Genomic DNA, 17,437 nt, shown 5'->3' with positions numbered 1-17,437 from the left:
ATTTGGTGCGTTTCGGACCGATGGCGGTCAAGGATCAATTTTCGGCTGTATAATTCCAGGGCATGGCCTGTGATCCCCGCCTTATGGCCTCAGCCGCGAAAGACGACCGTCCGCGCGCCGTTGGGGAATACCCGGTCGTTCAGGTGTAGTCGCACCGCCTCCGCCAGGACGCGGCGTTCGATGTCGCGCCCCTTGCGGATCAGGTCGTCGGGCGTGTCGGCATGGCTGATCGGTTCGACGTCCTGGTGAATGATCGGCCCTTCGTCTAGATCGGCGGTGACATAATGGGCGGTTGCGCCGATCATCTTCACCCCGCGCGCATGGGCCTGGTGATAGGGCTTCGCGCCCTTGAACCCGGGCAGGAAGCTGTGATGGATGTTGATGCAGCGGCCCGACAGGAACGCGGCGAGATCGTCCGACAGGATCTGCATATAGCGGGCGAGGACGACCAGTTCGGCCCCGCTGTCGTCGACCAATTGCTTGATCCGCGCTTCCTGCGCCGCCTTCGTATCGCGGGTCACGGGCAGGTGGTGAAACGGAATGCCGTCGATCATCGACGCGTGCAGCACGTCGCGCGGATGGTTCGACGCGATCGCCACCACCTCCATCGGCAATTCGCCCAGCCGGGTGCGATAGAGCAGGTCCAGCAGGCAATGGTCCCATTTCGACACCATGAGCAGCACCCGCTTCGGCGTCGCCTGATCGCGCAGCGCCCATTGCATCTGCGCGGCATCGGCGATCGGCGCGAATTCAGACTGCAGCCGCGCGATTGATCCCGCCTCGCCCGGTGAGAAGGCGATGCGCATGAAGAACTGGTTCGACACGGGATCGTCGAACTGCTGCGCATCGATGATATTCGCCCCGCGTTCCGCCAGGAATCCGGCAACCCGCGCCACCAGTCCCGGCCGGTCGGGGCATTGCAGCCGAAGCGTGTAGATGCTGCTCACGTTACTCTGTCCCCCAAAGCCCATCGCGGTTCGCGTCACCCTGTCTTGCGATGCTCGCGATGCCGCGGTCCAGTCCCTTGAACTGGAAAATGCCGGGGGGATGCGCGGCCCGTCTCACGGTCGCGGGTGGGCAGGTCCGGGCGAATAGCTATCGAACAGGCGTGAATGGCGGGCCGAAGCCGACGAAACTGAGAACTACACCTACGCTATAGCCCTCTAAATTGAGGCGCTAGCGACTTGCAAAGTCAGGGAGTGGGAAGCGGCGTCGCGGCTCGCCAAAACTGTGTAAGCGCACTTTCGTCGGCTGTATTGTCCAGCAACAACACTAGCGCCGTGAAGCGAAGATCAGGGTCCGCTGTGAGAAGTCCGTCAGCTCCGCGTCGTTGATCGCGGCGGTCTGCCAGGCCGGGTTGGTGTCGTGGTGAAATCTATTGGCGTAGTTGAGCAGCAATCTGAGTTCGGTGATATCAGCTGCGGAGAGTATTTCTCCCGGCTTACCGACGCGTTGGTCGCATAGCCCAATGAAAGGCCCAAGGAGCGTTCCCGGCGGAAAGTGCTCTGGGTAAGCTACACGCATAAATGACTCTAGTATCGGCCTTAAAGCCTGCGCAACCTCCCGTTCCCTAGCGGGATTAGCAACCTGCATGTAAGCCCTGACAAGCTCATGGCGCTTGTCGTGCTCGGAAATGCTGTCGCTACGTACATCCCAGACAGTAATTTCTGATCCGATGGCCGCCCTGTTGATCCTCAGGGCAACTGAAACGTTCCTGTCAGCCTGCTCCCAAAGGCTGCACAAGAACGGTTTGGAGTGGGAAAGTACAATCACCTGACGAACCTTTGCGGCCAACGCCATGATTTCCTCGCGCGTTCGCAGCGTGCGATGATCGTCGAGGCTTGTCATCGGATCGTCGATTACGACGATCTTGTTCGCAAGGTTCGGGTCTTGTTCCAGCGATGCGAAAAAGAAGGCGAGGGCCAGCGTATTTCGATCTCCTGCGCTAAGTGTGTTTCTGAAGGACGGGCCAGATTCGGCCGTGACATCCACGTTTTGCTGATTGATAATGACTACGTACGACGCGGACGAACCTGATCTGTTGTTGACCGACTGGACTTCCCCAAGGCGAAACGACGCGCCAAAGCGGCGCAGGTAGTCGTTAATCGCCGCCTCAAACGCGGGGAAAATCTGCTGCCGATACTGGTCGAGGGCCGCGCGGGCCTGCGTTCGAAGCGCCTCAGTTGCCGTTTTCGCTGCCCTCTCTGCCAGATAGTTCGCGCAGTGAGGCAAGACCTCCGGCTCGTATCGCGCTTTCTGTGCGTTCAGCTTGGCGAGGTCCGTACGCAATGCAGAAAGGTCATCTGCGGCAGCTTGCTCTTTGACGACTTCCAGCCGGGCGTTGGCCCTAACCAGGCGCTCGGAAAGTGTCGCCACTTCGGCGACACGCGCGCGATAGTCTTGGATAGATTGCCTTGTTTCCTGCGTGAGCGCCATCGCTTCCAATGGCGAAGTAGCCTTTGCGCGAAGCTGTTCAAGGACGGACTCACGTGCGGAGTTCCATTGCCGGGCTATGGCCGCAGTGTCGATGTCGATTGCCGGCAGCTCTGCGAAGTCCTTCCAGAACTCATGAGCCTGCGCGGCCGTGCGCACGTCGCGCTCGAATGCGGAAGGTATGTCACCGGCATGAGTATCACGTACCGCAATCCCGGTCTGTCGTATGGCAGCTTTTAGGTCTTCATATGCTTGGCTGAAGTATGCACGGTAGTGAGCGATTAAGTCGGAGCCCGCGAGGCCTTGCGCGCAGAATGGGCAGACCTCCCCTTCGTTTCCCTCAGAGGCAGGCGCGATGAGTACCATGCCGTCGGATATCCAGTTCTCACCGCCGCGACCCAGCTTGACGATGTGGCTGCGCACGCGCGCTGCGGCGGCGGCTTCAAGATCGGCAAGGGTGCGCCCAAGGATGCCATCAATCTCATCGATGTCGAAATCTGGGAGGCGGATCGCTTGAAATCCGGGTCTTTGCCGTATCGCATCGGCCGACCTAGCCGCTGCCAGCCGTCTCTCCGCTTCCTGAATTTTCCGGTCGATGTCCTCATCTGATTCGAGATCGCAAAACGCGTCAACCTTGTAGGGTCCTAGCGCTCCCCCAGGTATTGCTTCGGCCAACTGGCGTAGCGCCGTGTTGTGTTCTTCAATACGGGCGACATGCCCCTGAAGTGCCCCGCTGAGTGCAACTCCCTGTGCACCAAGGATCAGCTCATGCAGCTTTTGACGGTGCGCAGTTTGCACTTCGATCCCCGAACATACGTTTGCTGAAACAAACGCATCATCGAAGATTGCAGCATCGGGCAGCGATTGTGACCACGAGCCGTTCTGAAAAACGGCGGGCCCTCCAGCGTGGCGAACAACAACATGGGGCGGATTCTGTGCACCGAGCCGGTGGCGGTCGAGGACAAGCTGTGGGTTGTTGGTCGCTAAAGAACGTAGCACTGCCGCCAGTGTTGTCTTTCCACGAGCATTTTCAGCATAAATCAGAGTGAAAGGCGTGAGAGCAGACTGCGCCGGAGGGCTAATATTGTCGAACTGTCCGATATTTCGCAGTAGTTGAAAATGTTCGATCATAGCGCCCCCCAATTAGCCCTTGCTAAGCCGTTAGCTCGAACAGCCTTTCCGTGCTTTTCGCAACGGTATAGGCATTTAACTCCTCAGCGACACGGCCCGGATCGGTTACAAATAAGTAGGCCCATTCGCCATACTCCCCGAGCCGGTTCACACCGCCTACCCAGCGGATAGCCGCTTTCGCTTTGGCGTCGGCGCTGTCCGTAACCTGCCCCTTGATCTCAACAATGACGTTCAAGCCCTTGTCGGTAACAACGATGAAATCGGGGATGTAGCGGGCGGGAACGCCGCGATTGCGATAGGGAATGAAGAAGCCGAGGCGGTCGTTCTTGACCCAGCGGCGAACGCCGGGATGGCTGTCGAGCAAGAAGGCCGCGCTCTGCTCCCATTTCTGCGTGTCGGCGACCATCGCGTTAAGGTGGCACCGCGTCACCGGGTAAATCGGCTTGGTGGTGTGGAAGTCCACGTAAAGCGTGCTGCCGCGCCCGGCTGCGCCAATTGGGATGACAGCCACTTCCGCGTCCGATGTCGAAGCGCCTTTCTTGATCGCTTCCAACAGCGCGCCAACGGCGGCTTGCATATATTCGCCGACCAGAAGCACGTCGCATGGCTGGCTGTCGCCCTTGCGGTCCAGCTTTTCGGCGAGGAAGCGTTTGGCGGCGAAGGCGACCTTGGGAAACAAGACCTGCATCGGCACTGCCGCAGCGCCGTTATCGGCGGCCCAGCGCGTGCAAATTTCCTTCGCCAGCCGGAAAGCGACCTGCTGTTCGCGGAAAATCGCCCGCCAGTCCTTTAAGGACAGGATGGGCTTTTCGCCAGGGCCGTAGGCGGCAAGTGTGCCGTCTGGAGTGGTGAGCGGAGTTAACTCAACGGTCTGCGGAATCTTCATCGGGTCGATGGTGACTTTCGCCACCTGTTCCCAATCCACGAAAACATCGAACTGGCCAGATTGATGATAACCAGTGACAATCGGGAACGTGATCTCGAACTCGGCCTTTTCCGGCACGGAATAGATATGGTTAGGATCAGGCTGCGACGGCGTCTCGCCGGATGGTGAGACTTTGAATGGAATCAACTCGAACGGCACGCCGAAAACCTTGGCGGTTTCCTCGGCGAACATCTGCGTTTCCTCATTGAGGGCATAGCTCTTGCGCCGCAACGCACGTCCAACCACCTGCTCGCAAAGAAGCTGCGAACCGAATGGGCGCAAACCGACAATGTGCGTGACGGTATTGGCGTCCCAGCCTTCGGCCAGCATGGCGACTGACACAATGCACCGAACATCGCGGCCCGGCGGAATCCGTTCGTCAATCCATTTGAGCGAACCGTCATTGTCTTCGCTCGCCGCCTTGTCGTTGTGCTTGCGGACAAGCTCGGCCCATTCTTCGGGCACCTTGCGGCCCGGCCATTCGGCCTTACCGATGGTATCGAGAATGAAACGGAGACGACGGGTTTCGTCCTTCGTGCCGCCTTCTTCGATGTCCTCGATCACCTTAGAGTCAATTCGCACCGTCACTTCTTGACCAGGTTCATTGCGGAACCATGCCGGAGATTCGCCATAGCCGCCTTCGCCCGTTGCTAGCCAGCCATGCACCTCCCTTGCAACGGCAGTATCGCGGCAGACGACAATGAATACCGGCGGCACCGGATGTTTGTGCTGCACCTTGGCAAACTGCTGCCATTCGAGAAACCTCTGGTGCCATTCGGTCGCCAAAAGATTGATGGGCGCGCTGGCGTAATTCATGACAATCTGCGGCGTGACGTTGGTGCCGAAACCGTCTTCCTTCGCTTTGGCCTGCACCCAACGCCAGATATTGAAGTAGGCGGCTTCCTCCGCTCCGCTTACGTCACGGGAGGGTAGTTGAGGAATCTTCACAAGCCCGGATTCGATGGCATCTAGCAATCCGAAGTCGGACACGACCCACGGGAAGGGCTTACCCACCTCGTTGCCCGAACCTTGGATGTAGAAAGGCGTGGCGGACAAATCGACGCAAAGGTAGATGCCTCGCCGACGGCTGCCGCCCGCCAGCTTGTGGATGCGGTCGAGCCCCTCTATCCAAATGGTCGCCTCGCGGGCGTTCTTCTTGGCGAGGTCTTTATCCTCGTCCAGCGTCTGTTCGTCGCCTTCGGCGACATCGCCGCGCCTATAGGCGTGATGGGCTTCGTCGTTGAAAATCAGCCAATGCGGGCTGCGGCCTTTGCCACTGCCAAGCTCGCGGCGGATGCGTTTGAACCACGCGGCGTCGGACTCGAAATATTTGGTTTCGACGGTTTCGTTGGCCTTGCCAGCGTTCTTCACCACTTCGACCGGCTCACCCGCCTTCACCACCTTGGCGGAATCACCATTGACGGTGTTGGTTTCCTTCTTGGCGAGGCGATGCCAGTTGGCGATCATCACCTCGCCGCGCCGTAATTCCTCCATCCGGTGCGGCGGCACAAGCTGGCGGGTTCGGTAAAGGCTTAGATCGCCAAGGGCCGGGTCCAGTTCCTGAAGGCGCTCCCGGATGGTGACGTTGGGGCAAACGATCAGGATGGTATCGGAAAAACGGTCATCGCGCGGCGTGGCGACGCTATTGAGGATGGACCATGAGGCGAGCATCCCCATGACGGTTGTTTTGCCGGAGCCAGTCGCCATCTTGCAAGCGTAGCGGAGGAAGGCGCGCAACCCCTCCGCCTTCGCCGCCAAGCCCGGTTCGTCCTTCGGGATTTCCGGGATGCCCTTGCGGTAGATGTCGGCGGCTTCGACCAGAAAGATGATCGTCTCGGCGGCTTCGATCTGCGCGAAGAAGAGGCGCTGCATCCGCTCGTCGCTGCGCCAGAGGTCCAGCAATTCCTTCGTCACCGGCGATGCGCCGTCATAGGTGACGCCGCCGGAGCGCGCGCCTTCGCGCCATTCCTTTACGCGCTCACGAATGAGGTTGACGATCTCAAGCTCGACTTCTTCGCCGCGCTCGCTCTCGAACATTTCGGCCTGCGCGCGATTGCGGCGGCCCCGGCCCGAATGTTCGGGGACGCGATAGAAGTAGCTGGCCCGCCGCCGTCCATCGGCTTTCACCGGCGGCTTGCCGCGCTCGATCTGCCAATGACATTGCGGCTCGATGAAAGGCGAGTTGATGATCGGGGATTCGACCTCGGCGACCGTAACCGGCGGCTCCTGTTTCTGCGGCGCGGGCATCAGCTATCGCTTCCTGCGCTCTTGACGACCATCAGCTCGTTGCCGCGCTCGTCGATGGCCTTGACGGCGACGCGCTTCTTGTCGCCAAGCGTGAACGGCTCGCTCGCCGTTCCGGCAAGATGCTCCCATACGCTGTCGGCGAACTGGCCCTTGAGGGATTTTTGCAGATTATCCCATGCGCTCGTCTTGGGGAAAAACACTTGGCTGGCGAAGAACGCCATGCCGTTATAGTTGGTGTCGAGCATCCAGCATGGCAGGTTTTCCGCCTTCACCTCGTCGGTTTCCATCGTGTCGGGCCGGAAGATGTCCAGCCCCTTGATGACGACGCGGTGAAGCGGGGTTCCATCCTTGTCCTTGCCAGCTTCTTCCAGCCGCACGTCCGGCAGGCCGGTAATCGAGAAAATCTCGCTCGATTTGCTGGTTTTGAGCAAATCGGACATCACCACGTCCGGCGTGACGGCGACATAGGTGGTGGAGAGTTTCAGCTTTGCCAGCATTTCCCGCGCCTTGGCGTCGATGGCGAAGCCGAACAGGAAAAGCTGGCTATAGCCCTGCTGCAACGCTTCGGTGTGGGCATTGAACACATATTCGGAGCCGATAGCGCCATCTTCGGGACCGAACACGATGGCGATGCGCTTCTCCGTGCCGTTGCGCGCGACGCCTTCCGCGTGGAGATATTCGCGGTCGGCAAGCGGGCTGACGGTTTCCAGTTCCAGCGTGATATTGCCGGGCAGGCGAAGCGTCTTGCTCTGGCGCAACACCTCGATCATGCGATCAAGGTAGGCTCGCGGGCTGCTGCTTGTTGCCGGTTGAGGGGTCGCAGGGGCATCCTCCTCCATATTCATCGCAGCCTGAATAGTGGCTTCGACTGTGAACGGGCCACAAACGCGGGTAATTTTGCGGCTTAGTTCTGGTCGATCAACAACGGCAACGACTTCAGGATCTTCGTTGTTCGCTACCGACTTGAGCGTGACCTTCGGCACCAAGCCACCGATTTCCTCGCCTTTGCGGTTCTGTTTTCGCTCATAGACAAAACCACCAGACGGTCCTTTAGATGGTTCCTTCAGCTTATACCACGGGAAGGTGCTGGTCAGCAGGCGCTGACGCGCCAATGCGATCGGCACCCGCGACGTATCACAGGTGATCCAGCGGCGACCCCAATGTTCCGCCGAAATCGCAGTAGTACCGGAACCGCAGGTAATATCGAGGACCAGATCGCCGGGATTAGTAGTCATCAAGATGCAGCGTTGAATGACTTTTTGATTGGTCTGCACCACATACAGCTTGTCCGATGCGAACCCTGCAATGCCGGTGTCCATCCAACTGTTTGTGATTGGGATGAGCGGGTTATCATCGAGGAAACGCACATAGTATATATTGCGTCCGGATTTTTCGATGCGACCGGCTTCCGCCAACCGATCCATGCCCGCCGGATAGTTCGCCTTCCAATGATTGTTAGGGTTAGGGCGGAATGTTTCCCCATTGAAAACGTAGGGCGTGTCCTCCCTCGCTGCGCCCGAGCTTTGTAAATCGCCCAGGCGATAAATGCGCGCACCGGACGGGAGAGGTTCCGTCCCGTCACGCTCGCCGGGCGTCATCGGACGCCTTGAGCCATCTTCCAGTTGAAGATACTTGTATGCGTCGTCGCCAGTCTCTTTGTTCGCTTTGTCCTGAAAGAGAGGATTATAGGCGAGCGTCTTCTTATCTTTAGCATACCACAAAAGGTAGTCGCCAACCCTGCTGATAGACCCGGTGGCGAAGCCGCTCGTAGTTGCGAAATAAATCTGCGAGACAAAGTTTTCTGGTGAAAACACTTCATCCAGAACCTCGCGCAGGTGGTGAACATTGTCCTCGGAGATTTGAACGAAGATGGAACCTGATGCCGTCAACATCTCCTTTGCGACAGTCAGCCGATCACGCAGATAGGTCAGGTAAGAGTGAAGACCCAGCTCCCACGTATCCCGATAGGCTTTCACCATTTCGGGCTCGCGGATCATCTGCTCATCCTTGCCGTGCGTCACGTCACGCTTTCGCACGAAGGGCTGAAAGTTCGACCCGAATTTCACGCCATATGGCGGGTCGAAATAGATCATCTGCACTTGTCCGCCCATGCCCTCATATTCGAGCAAGGAGTTCATCACCTGCAACGAATCCCCGAGGATAAGGCGGTTGGTCCACGGCCCCTTATGCTCATAGGCATCCAGCTTGTCGGCAATGTCCAAGCCCGTATCGCCGAACAAGTCGAGATTGGTGCCGGTCGCCTTGTGGGATTGCAAGGTGTCGAGAATGGCTTGGGTGGAATGGCGCTCGTGAACGAACAGCGGAAGCGTCGGCACCGTGATCTGCTGGCGCTCGGCCTTGCCCGCCCAATTTAGGAAGGGCTTGGTCAAGCTGCGGAGCCGCGCCGCGCATTGCGACAGAGACGTAAAGCGTTCCTCCGTTCCCTCCCATACCTGCGGCTGGGCAAACACGGTGGCTTCGCCCTTGTCGGCGGCGTCAGCGATCAGCGCCAGCAACCACTCCGCAAAGTCACGCTCGCCATTCTCATCCCAAACCAGTTCAGGAGCGAGGCTGGAATCGTATCGGTAGGTTTTCGGGGTTTTCTTGTTCGAGAACTGCGCTTCGACACCGACATCGGGACGCTGAACAGCCTCAGTTTCATATTTGTAAACGGACGCCGTTCCTGAGCCTTCAGCCGCCATGCATTCCCCCGGTAGGTCACGATTCATTCCACTCGTGGTAGTGTAGCATCTGAAGCGAAGGTTCGGTAGGGCAGAGCAATTCCGAAATATTCTTTTTCCTCATCCCGCATGGAGACTTGGCATTACTTCGACAGACCATGCGTGCTGAATGATTGTGAGGTGCTGCGGCAGGACATCAATGCAGCAGCTTGCCGGCGCAATGTGGAGGCTTGTTCCGTTCCAGGTCGGCACGGCCGCATCTCATCAGATAGCTACGCAGAAGGATGCTAAGGGCGTTGCCCTCGCGCCAGCAAGGTAAGTGGAACCGTCCGGGGCGGTATCCCCAGCCTTCCGCGCCCCGAGGGGCTTGTGCAGGCCGGGTGATCCCCCTCCACCCCGGCCGCCCTTGCTCGTTGCTACCCCAGTCTCGGCGACGGCCAGAAGGTCAGGCGCGGCGTTCCGCTTCGCTGACCTTCAGACCTGAGGATCAGAGACATGACCAATGTATCCGACAGCAGCCTCCGCATCTATGTTGCCTGCCTTGCCGCCTACAATAACGGCTGCCTGCATGGAGCGTGGATCGACGCGGATCAGGACGCTGAGCAGATCAGGGACGAGATTGCCGCGATGCTTGCTCGTTCCCCCATTGAGGATGCGGAGGAATACGCAATTCATGACTATGAGGGCTTCGAGGGCGTCAGCATCTCCGAATATGCCGGCATCGACAGCGTGGCGCGGATGGCCGCTTTCATCGCAGAGCATGGCACACTCGGCGCGGGCTTGCTGGAGCATTTCGGCGGCGACATGGACCAAGCCGAAGCCGCTTTGCAGGACTGCTATCATGGTCAGTTCGCCAGCCTCGCCGACTACATGGAGGAATTGACCACCGAGAGCGTCACGATCCCCGAGGCACTACGCTACTATGTCGATTGGCAGGCGATGGCGCGCGACGCTGAGATGGCCGGCGACCTGTTCACCATCGAAACTGCGCACGGTGAGGTGCATGTGTTTTCCAACAGGTGAAAACATGACTGCGTGTTCGTGCTCATACGGGTACGCGTCGCGGAATCACCGGCTGTCGCCAAGCCAAAATACCAAAAATGATCGGGTTAGCCGCTCAAGGTATCTGCTTTGAGCGGCTTCTATATTTCCAATGATGATTGAACCTCTTCTTGCCGGGCGCTGCCCAGCATCCCGGCTCGGGGAGGTGACGCCATGCTCAACATCGATTGGCGATCACCGGCGGCATACGCGCATACAAAGCACATCCCTGCCGCTGGTTTCGCTTGGGAATACCTGCGCCGCAACGACGAATATCGTCGGGACTGCCAGACCATCGCATTGACCGGAGGGGCGGCTGCCCGCGACCTCGAAGAGTTCGCGCATCGCTGGGGTTTGCGATTTCCCGTGCGATCCCGACGCGCCGCATGATCGGCAATCGCCGATCTGGAGTCCGCGCCTTCAACCGCAAGCCGTGATGTTGTCGCCAGTCAATCACAAGGACGATGACACCGAACCGGTACTGACGTTGGCGCATCTCGACGGCCTCGATATGCGCCGCGCTGCCGATGGCTGGCACGGCATCTGGCAGGCGGACGGCGTTGCGCATCAGTTCTGGCTACCCGTGGCCGTGCCGGACACCGCCGCGTTTTACGCCGTCACGCTACCGATGGACTCCTTTCTGGAGCTGCGCGCTCACGCTGTCCGTCGATTCTGGCGGTCCCTCAATGGCCGCGCGCCCGGTCCCGACTTCCGGGCGATCCCCGCCCAGCTCCGGCAATGGCACATCCTGTCCCTGCGTGCGCTCGACGCACGGTTCCGCGGCGAAAGCTACCGCACCATCGCTAAAGTCCTGCTCGGCTTTCGCGGCAGGAAGGAGGATTTTGAGAACGATCCGCGCAAGAACAAGGCCCGCCGCCTAGTTGCGCATGGCATCAAGATGATGCGCGGCGGCTATCGCCTGTTACTTCATTACCCAATCAAACCCTGCAAGCGTTAATCGTTTGCGAGCGCTATCTGTCGAAAATCACGTCGCAAATTTGTGCCACTTACGACAATGACATGCAACACGGAAACCCCTTGCTTCTCTGAGACCGGCCGATCTGTTAGAGAATTTTAGAAATTGCGTGACGGTGATGGTATTTGCCGGTCAGATCGATAGGGGCCGTTGCAAATGGCACTTACGCTTCTCGCCCCTTATCTCGCAAGGGATGCAATTTCGAGAATGACGGAGTTTGGTGGTTCTGCCGCTGCCAGCCTGTGTTTCATTTGCCGTGGTAGCTGTCGTCTAATATCAAAAAAGCTCGTCCAACATCAGGTGGAATAGCAGCTTGCTTGGATCTGGCTTAGGAACGCCGTAACGGGCGAGAAACCTGTCCTGTAAAGACTCATCGAACTCTCCGAGACAGTTCCAAAGTATCGCCAAATCTTGGTAGCGGTCGGCAATACCGACACGGCCTACGTCGATACAGCCGATTACCACACCATCCACCATAAGAAGGTTATCGAGCGAGAAGTCCCCATGTGTGACAACCTGATCGGCCATGAAAGGCAGGTGCCGATGCATTTCCTGCCAAACCTGTTCTGCTGTCCAGCCTTCGCGTTCCTCATCGAAACCGTCTTCTTCGACCAAGCCCGCGTCGATCCGTTTGCGCGCCAGTCCGAGTCGATAGCTATGATCGCTGGTAAATGGACATTCGCTGATCGGAATTGCATGTAGCGTCCGAAGGAAGTCCGCCAGCGCGTCAACAATGGTCTTTCTCTCATCTGGACGCGCTTCCAGGGCCTGATATGCGGTTTCACCTGCCAAGCCCGTCATAAGGAGCCAGGCTTCGTCGGTAGTGCTGACGAAATGCGTGACGGCGGGAACCTCTATGTGGTTGGCCATCCAACGCAGTCTAACCATCTCATCCAGGAGGTCACTGGCAACGGTATCCCGACCATGCTTCAGGAAGAGATCGGGTGCACCCGCCTTGCCGTAGAGCCGATATACTACTCCCCCGGACTCACCGACATTATTCCGCGCCCACGCATATCCCTTCACTTCTTCCGATAAACCCGCCGGCACTGGCATCGCTGCGCAGTTTACTTCCCTGTATTCATCCATAGCTTACGTGAACCTACTTGCGGGTAGCTGTCGCAACAATCCCGAAATCTGCGACAAGAAACAAGCTGAAATTGTCTCCGATCTTCATAGCTTGTTGGCTACCGCCTGCTCCAGAATCTTCCGATAGCCCTCACGCGACAGCCATTGCGCGCGTTGGAGATGGCTTTGCCAGCAACGGCGGGTGCGAAATTCATCGGCGACCGGATCACGGTGCAGCACGGTCTGCGCGACTTCCTTCCAGTCCGCGCCCTCGGCCTTCGCGTCGAGAAGGCGCAGATAGGTCACGTAATGCCGTTTGTCATAGACGGTTATCGTGTCGCCGGTTGGCGCTTCGTCATCCACATCTGGATCGAGTTCGACGGGCACCCGCATAGTCATTCCCCGTATCCGAGAGAGCTTTGTCTGCGGTGCGCCCCCGCAAACGATTCTCTCTGACTCTTGGTGATCGGGGAGTTAGTAACCGTCACGAAACGGCCCCATGGCCTTTAGCTCGGAAAGCCTGTTGTATACGCCACAGGCTCCCCGACCATAGGTCAAGGAGTTGGTGCCGTTCTGGCTGGCACCGGCCATTCGTGAGGGGTTACTACGCCCCAGAGCAGCGCGTCTGCTCCGCTGCGATTCTTAACCGAACCGCGTGGGAATGTCTCTGGCTTTTCGGCGCAGCCGGCAATGCGCCGCTCAAATCCCTCACCTATTGGCCGTGCGACGCCCCGAAGGGGGTGCCGCCAGCGCATAGGTGCAAATGCGGCACGCTACGCGCCGCCGATCCTTCGCCATGGTCCGCCACAGTCCGCTGTCGCTCCGGCAGCCCATTTCCGACTGGAGGTGATCCATGCCCAACCCGCTTGCGGGCCTGCCGCCGCGCCTGCTGCGCACCAAGGAAGCCGCGCGCTTCCTCGGCATATCCATCCGCACCCTTGAGAAACATCGCACCTACGGCACCGGCCCGACCTATCGCAAGGTCGGCGGTCGCGTCCTCTACACCGTCCGCGATCTGGAGGACTGGAGCGCGGTCGGCGAACGCAAATCCACCCGCGACAAGACCGCCGGCACGGTCTTTCCCGCGCGTCCGCTCACACCCGAAGAACGGGACGAGCGCTAGATGCTGCGCGAGGACGATCACGCCCCCGCGCAGCCGCCCGAGGACAGCGAGCGCAGCCGCCTAGACCCCTTCGTGGTCGCAACGGGCGACGCGCCGCCGCGCGACCAGCGCGACTTGATGGAACGGCCGTTCTTCTCGCTGGCGAAGACCCCGCGCACCAAGCCGATTCTCTACAAGGCCGCCGACATAGAGGTGCAGGTGTTCGGGATGCCCGAGCACGGGATGGCGACCATATGGGACGCCGATGTGCTGATATGGGCGGCCTCGCAGATCGTCGCGGCCGAGAACAACGGCCTCACCACGTCGCGCTTTGTCCGGTTTACGCCTTACCATCTGCTGCGCGCCATTGGGCGGCCGACCGGCAATCACCAATACCGGCTTCTGAAAGCCGCGCTGGCGCGGCTGCAATCGACCGTCATTGCCACCACCATCCGCAACGGCCCGCATTGGCGTCGCCGGCAATTCTCGTGGATCAACGAGTGGGAGGAAATGACGACGCACGCCGGCCGCGTCGAGGGTATGGAGTTCGTCCTGCCCGAATGGTTCTACAACAGCGTCATTGACCGCTCGCTGGTCCTGACCATCGACCCGGCCTATTTCCGGCTGACTGGCGGCATCGAGCGATGGCTTTACCGCGTTGCCCGAAAGCACGCCGGGCACCAGCGCCACGGCTGGATTTTCGAGGTCGCGCACCTTCACCAGAAATCCGGCAGCCTCGCGCGGCCGTCCGACTTCGCGCTAGACCTGCGCCGGATCGCGGCCCGCCAGCAGCTCCCCGGCTACCTGCTCCAGATCGAGCGGGAAGACGGCCGCGAGCTGCTGCGCATCCGCCCCGGAAACCTGTCAACAGGCACTGTTGATAACCCTGTTAATGCCATCGGCAGATCAGGCGCACGGGGTATCGGCACATCAGGCGCACGACTATCGGCAGATCAGGCGCACGAACCGCAGCTAACGCTTTGGCCTGAAAAGCGGAATCCGACCGCTAACTTATCTAACAGAGAATCTAACTCTTTTTCTTTGACGCGCGCGCACGGGAAGCGTGGTGCCGGTTCTGCCCGAAGGGGCGAGCCATGACGGCCGCGCTCGACGCGCTGCGCCCGCGCAGCCCCCAGCATATCACCGGAGACGAACAATGACCCGTCGCGCCCACCGCAGCGCGCACGGCCATCCTCTGCCGGATGGCCTCGCGCCCTTCACAACATTGGTCGAACTGACCTTCGAGAAACGCAAGGTCGAGCACTGGATACGCTTTGGCCGCAAGAGCTACGAACGGATCATCGACCGCCGCCGCAGCGTCGTCGGCTTCGCGCCGGGCAGTGTCTTCGCCTTCGTCCGATGGGCGAACGGCGACCATGGCACTGTCGTTTCGCGCATCGACATTGTGCGCGCAATCGGTCGCGGCGAGCCGTTCCAGACATTGCCGTTCGTGCGCCCCGGCGGCGAAATCCTGTTGCGCCTCGACGGCTGGCCGAAGGTGCAGAGTGCGCTTGTTGCTATCGACGCCGTGGATGCGCTCGGCCTCGATCCGGCCGATGCCTCGCCGGATCACTGGCGGCACGTCCATAACCGTTTGACCGCCAATCTGGAGCCGCACGCTTACACGCCCGAGCGACATGCCGCGTGGCTTCACCGTCGAAGGATCGAGCCATGACGTGCCGCCGCACCCTCACGGTGACGGCGCTCGCCGTCATCGGCATCGCCGCTGCAAGCGCGGTCGAATGGCCTACAAAACTGATCTGGAACGCCACCGCCAGCGCGCCCATCGGCTTCTATACCGTCGAGCCGGCCGACCGGATCGACGTGCCCGAGCTGGTCGCCGTCATGCCGCCCGAACCGCTCGCCGCCTTCATGATCGAGCGCGGCTATGTCGCGCGAGGCGTTCCGCTCTTGAAGCGCGTCCTGGGCGTGCCAGGGCAGCGGGTTTGCCGCACCCGCCGCACGATCACGGTGGACGGGATCGAGATGGGCGAGGCGCTGGAGCGCGACCGGAGCGGCCGCGACCTGCCCGTCTGGCAGGGCTGCCGCGTCATCGGCGACGGTCAGCTCTTCCTCATGAATTGGGAAGTCCGCGACAGCCTGGACGGCCGCTACTTCGGACCCATTCCCGCAGATTCCGTCATCGGTCGAGCGGTCCCGCTGTGGACCGATGAGGAAGGCGTCGGCCGCTACGAGTGGCGCGCGCCGACGCACTGAAACCACTCCCCCCGAAAATCAACCGCAGGAGATTTCCCATGGCAGAAATAGGCACCTTCACCCGCACCGAAACCGGCTATGCCGGGGAGCTTCATTCGTTCGGCCTCCGCGAAAAGCTGTTCATCGTCCCGGCCAAGCCGAGCGACGTGAAAAACGCACCCGACTATCGCGTGCGCCTCGATAGCGAAAATGGCCCGGACGCCGGTCCCGCATGGAAAGACTCCAGCGAAAATGCCGGCGACTTCGTGTCGATGAGATTGGAGGGGCCAATCTTCCCGTTTCCGATCCGCGCCAAACTGTTCCAGTCCAACGACGATCCTTCGGTCTGGACGCTACGTTGGAAGCACGCCCGGAAGATCGAGGATGAGGAATGACGGCCGCGCGCGTCCGGCCCGCAATCCGGTCAAAGATCGGCATCCTTTTGTTCGCGGGAAAGCCGTCTCATCCCTTCGTCCCGCTCGGCGACCAGACGGCCGGCGCGCGCAGCGAAGGTCAGGGGCGGCGTTTCGCCGGCGCTTGCGCCTTGTCCTTGACCGCAGCGAGCACGCTGGCAGGCTGGTGTCGAAGCGGAGACAGGACTGCATGGCATTATGCGGTCCTGATACTGGCCGGTGCGCTTTCCATCTGCGCCGGATCGGGCGTCGCGGTCGCGCAATCCGTACCCGTCGAACGCCGGTCAGTCGCCCATCCCTATGCGGCCCACATCGCCGAGGCGTCACAGCGGTTCGGCGTCCCCGAGCACTGGATTCGTGCCGTGCTGCGCGCGGAGAGTGCGGGCGAGGTGCGCGCGGTCTCAACGGCCGGCGCGATGGGATTGATGCAGGTGATGCCCGACACATGGGCGGGCCTGCGCGTCCGCTACGGCCTCGGCCGCGATCCCTACGACCCGCGCGACAATATCATGGCGGGTACGGCCTATCTGCGCGAGATGTGGGACCGATACGGCAATGTCGCGGCGATGCTGGCGGCCTACAATGCCGGTCCCGGCCGCTATGACGAATACCTTGCGACCGGCCGCACCCTGCCGGCCGAAACGCGGGCTTATGTCGCCGCGCTCACGCCGATTCTCGGCGGCGCGGCTGCAACCGAACCGCCGTCATCGGCACCGCCACCGCCGCCTGATTGGCGCGAGGCACCGCTGTTCGTCATGCGTCCGGGCGACACGCGGGCCGTCGCCGCGCCGCCGTCCGAGGTGCAAACAGGCGACGGCCGCGCTGCCGTTCCGGCGCGCGACCCCGCCCGTGGGAAACCGCAGGACGGCAGCATTTTCGTGGCGAGCGCCAGCGACGGGGGAACGCCATGAGGGTGGCGTTCCCGCGCTCGGCGACGCCGGTCTCAGCATCCGGTCGGGCAGGTTTGCGCCCGGCTGGATTCCCGGCAGGAGGGGCAGAAAAGGCAGAAAGGGCGGAGGGCAAGATTAAAGAAGACGGCACCATGTCGGGCCGCTTCTGGAAATTATCGTTGTCTGCACACTGTTTAGGCGACCGATTCCGGCACCATGGTTTTGAGGGGCCGCGTGCCGCGATTTCACGCAAAGCCTTGGCTTTGCAGGGTTTCGAGCGGCACCATAGGCGCAGATCGGCCATTTTCCGGCGGTTTTGGCTGGAGTCGCGCCC

The 17,437-nt window shown here is 60.5% G+C and carries 15 protein-coding genes; 9 read left to right on the top strand and 6 right to left on the bottom strand.

Annotated features, from left to right (window positions below):
- Positions 1 to 89: 89 nt before the first annotated feature.
- The 4 genes from purU to MF609_RS01615 all read right to left on the bottom strand — a co-directional run bounded on the left by purU (position 90) and on the right by MF609_RS01615 (position 9,438).
- Positions 90 to 947 (bottom strand): formyltetrahydrofolate deformylase, encoded by an 858-nt coding sequence (purU, locus tag MF609_RS01630; RefSeq protein ID WP_242414583.1) that lies wholly within the window; start codon positions 945 to 947, stop codon positions 90 to 92.
- 325 nt (positions 948 to 1,272) lie between these two features.
- Positions 1,273 to 3,564, bottom strand: coding sequence for an AAA family ATPase (locus MF609_RS01625; RefSeq protein ID WP_242414582.1), 2,292 nt, complete (start codon positions 3,562 to 3,564; stop codon positions 1,273 to 1,275).
- A 22-nt stretch (positions 3,565 to 3,586) separates the two neighbouring features.
- A complete protein-coding gene (locus tag MF609_RS01620; RefSeq protein WP_242414581.1) occupies positions 3,587 to 6,736 on the bottom strand; it encodes a BPTD_3080 family restriction endonuclease in 3,150 nt (1,049 codons plus the stop codon).
- Complete coding sequence (locus MF609_RS01615; protein WP_242414580.1) at positions 6,736 to 9,438, bottom strand: site-specific DNA-methyltransferase; 2,703 nt, start codon at positions 9,436 to 9,438, stop codon at positions 6,736 to 6,738. The genes MF609_RS01620 and MF609_RS01615 overlap by 1 nt, the downstream gene beginning before the upstream one ends.
- 474 nt (positions 9,439 to 9,912) lie before the next feature.
- Here MF609_RS01615 and MF609_RS01610 point away from each other — a divergent pair, with 474 nt between their 5' ends.
- From MF609_RS01610 to MF609_RS01600, 3 genes are all read left to right on the top strand, one after another.
- Positions 9,913 to 10,440, top strand: coding sequence for an antirestriction protein ArdA (locus MF609_RS01610; RefSeq protein ID WP_242414579.1), 528 nt, complete (start codon positions 9,913 to 9,915; stop codon positions 10,438 to 10,440).
- Between the two features lie 192 nt (positions 10,441 to 10,632).
- Positions 10,633 to 10,848 (top strand): transcriptional regulator domain-containing protein, encoded by a 216-nt coding sequence (locus MF609_RS01605; RefSeq protein ID WP_242414578.1) that lies wholly within the window; start codon positions 10,633 to 10,635, stop codon positions 10,846 to 10,848.
- Positions 10,849 to 10,894: 46 nt separating this feature from the next.
- The gene (locus tag MF609_RS01600) at positions 10,895 to 11,416 is read left to right on the top strand and encodes a DUF2285 domain-containing protein (protein WP_242415148.1); all 522 of its coding nucleotides are present in this window, start codon (positions 10,895 to 10,897) and stop codon (positions 11,414 to 11,416) included.
- Between the two features lie 294 nt (positions 11,417 to 11,710).
- Here MF609_RS01600 and MF609_RS01595 read toward each other — a convergent pair whose 3' ends face one another.
- Together MF609_RS01595 and MF609_RS01590 are read right to left on the bottom strand one after the other, a co-directional pair.
- Complete coding sequence (locus MF609_RS01595) at positions 11,711 to 12,523, bottom strand: APH(3')-I family aminoglycoside O-phosphotransferase (protein ID WP_242414577.1); 813 nt, start codon at positions 12,521 to 12,523, stop codon at positions 11,711 to 11,713.
- Positions 12,524 to 12,607: 84 nt separating this feature from the next.
- Positions 12,608 to 12,895: a DNA -binding domain-containing protein gene (locus tag MF609_RS01590; protein WP_242414576.1), complete on the bottom strand. Its 288-nt coding sequence runs from the start codon at positions 12,893 to 12,895 to the stop codon at positions 12,608 to 12,610.
- A 460-nt stretch (positions 12,896 to 13,355) separates the two neighbouring features.
- Between MF609_RS01590 and MF609_RS01585 the strand changes: the two genes are divergently transcribed.
- The 6 genes from MF609_RS01585 (at position 13,356) to MF609_RS01560 (ending at position 17,124) form a co-directional block, all read left to right on the top strand.
- The gene (locus tag MF609_RS01585) at positions 13,356 to 13,625 is read left to right on the top strand and encodes a helix-turn-helix transcriptional regulator (RefSeq protein ID WP_075657201.1); all 270 of its coding nucleotides are present in this window, start codon (positions 13,356 to 13,358) and stop codon (positions 13,623 to 13,625) included.
- Positions 13,626 to 14,702 (top strand): replication initiator protein A, encoded by a 1,077-nt coding sequence (locus MF609_RS01580; protein WP_242414575.1) that lies wholly within the window; start codon positions 13,626 to 13,628, stop codon positions 14,700 to 14,702. It begins immediately after the preceding gene.
- 58 nt (positions 14,703 to 14,760) lie between these two features.
- On the top strand, positions 14,761 to 15,279 hold the full coding sequence (locus MF609_RS01575; protein ID WP_242414574.1) for a DUF2840 domain-containing protein: 519 nt from the start codon (positions 14,761 to 14,763) through the stop codon (positions 15,277 to 15,279).
- Positions 15,276 to 15,821 carry a S26 family signal peptidase gene (locus MF609_RS01570; protein WP_242414573.1) on the top strand — a complete coding sequence of 182 codons (546 nt, stop codon included), beginning with the start codon at positions 15,276 to 15,278 and terminating at the stop codon, positions 15,819 to 15,821. The genes MF609_RS01575 and MF609_RS01570 overlap by 4 nt, the downstream gene beginning before the upstream one ends.
- Entirely contained in the window at positions 15,800 to 16,195 is a 396-nt protein-coding gene (locus MF609_RS01565) for a DUF736 family protein (RefSeq protein ID WP_242414572.1), read from the top strand. The genes MF609_RS01570 and MF609_RS01565 overlap by 22 nt, the downstream gene beginning before the upstream one ends.
- Positions 16,196 to 16,350: 155 nt before the next feature.
- Complete coding sequence (locus tag MF609_RS01560; protein WP_473829122.1) at positions 16,351 to 17,124, top strand: lytic transglycosylase domain-containing protein; 774 nt, start codon at positions 16,351 to 16,353, stop codon at positions 17,122 to 17,124.
- The last annotated feature ends 313 nt before the right edge of the window (positions 17,125 to 17,437 follow it).

The sequence above is a fragment of the Sphingomonas panni genome, assembly GCF_022664435.1.
GTDB lineage: Bacteria > Pseudomonadota > Alphaproteobacteria > Sphingomonadales > Sphingomonadaceae > Sphingomonas > Sphingomonas panni.
The sequence above is the reverse complement of the archived record's forward strand: the minus strand, read 5'-3'. Positions and strand labels throughout refer to the sequence as shown.

What these genes read in the sequence shown, in the direction of transcription:
- MF609_RS01625 (WP_242414582.1), bottom strand. Translation starts at nt 3,564, where the DNA reads ATGATCGAACATTTTCAACTACTGCGAAATATCGGACAGTTCGACAAT.
- MF609_RS01620 (WP_242414581.1), bottom strand. Translation starts at nt 6,736, where the DNA reads ATGCCCGCGCCGCAGAAACAGGAGCCGCCGGTTACGGTCGCCGAGGTC.
- MF609_RS01615 (WP_242414580.1), bottom strand. Translation starts at nt 9,438, where the DNA reads ATGGCGGCTGAAGGCTCAGGAACGGCGTCCGTTTACAAATATGAAACT.
- MF609_RS01610 (WP_242414579.1), top strand. Translation starts at nt 9,913, where the DNA reads ATGACCAATGTATCCGACAGCAGCCTCCGCATCTATGTTGCCTGCCTT.
- MF609_RS01605 (WP_242414578.1), top strand. Translation starts at nt 10,633, where the DNA reads ATGCTCAACATCGATTGGCGATCACCGGCGGCATACGCGCATACAAAG.
- MF609_RS01600 (WP_242415148.1), top strand. Translation starts at nt 10,895, where the DNA reads ATGTTGTCGCCAGTCAATCACAAGGACGATGACACCGAACCGGTACTG.
- MF609_RS01595 (WP_242414577.1), bottom strand. Translation starts at nt 12,523, where the DNA reads ATGGATGAATACAGGGAAGTAAACTGCGCAGCGATGCCAGTGCCGGCG.
- MF609_RS01590 (WP_242414576.1), bottom strand. Translation starts at nt 12,895, where the DNA reads ATGCGGGTGCCCGTCGAACTCGATCCAGATGTGGATGACGAAGCGCCA.
- MF609_RS01585 (WP_075657201.1), top strand. Translation starts at nt 13,356, where the DNA reads ATGCCCAACCCGCTTGCGGGCCTGCCGCCGCGCCTGCTGCGCACCAAG.
- MF609_RS01580 (WP_242414575.1), top strand. Translation starts at nt 13,626, where the DNA reads ATGCTGCGCGAGGACGATCACGCCCCCGCGCAGCCGCCCGAGGACAGC.
- MF609_RS01575 (WP_242414574.1), top strand. Translation starts at nt 14,761, where the DNA reads ATGACCCGTCGCGCCCACCGCAGCGCGCACGGCCATCCTCTGCCGGAT.
- MF609_RS01570 (WP_242414573.1), top strand. Translation starts at nt 15,276, where the DNA reads ATGACGTGCCGCCGCACCCTCACGGTGACGGCGCTCGCCGTCATCGGC.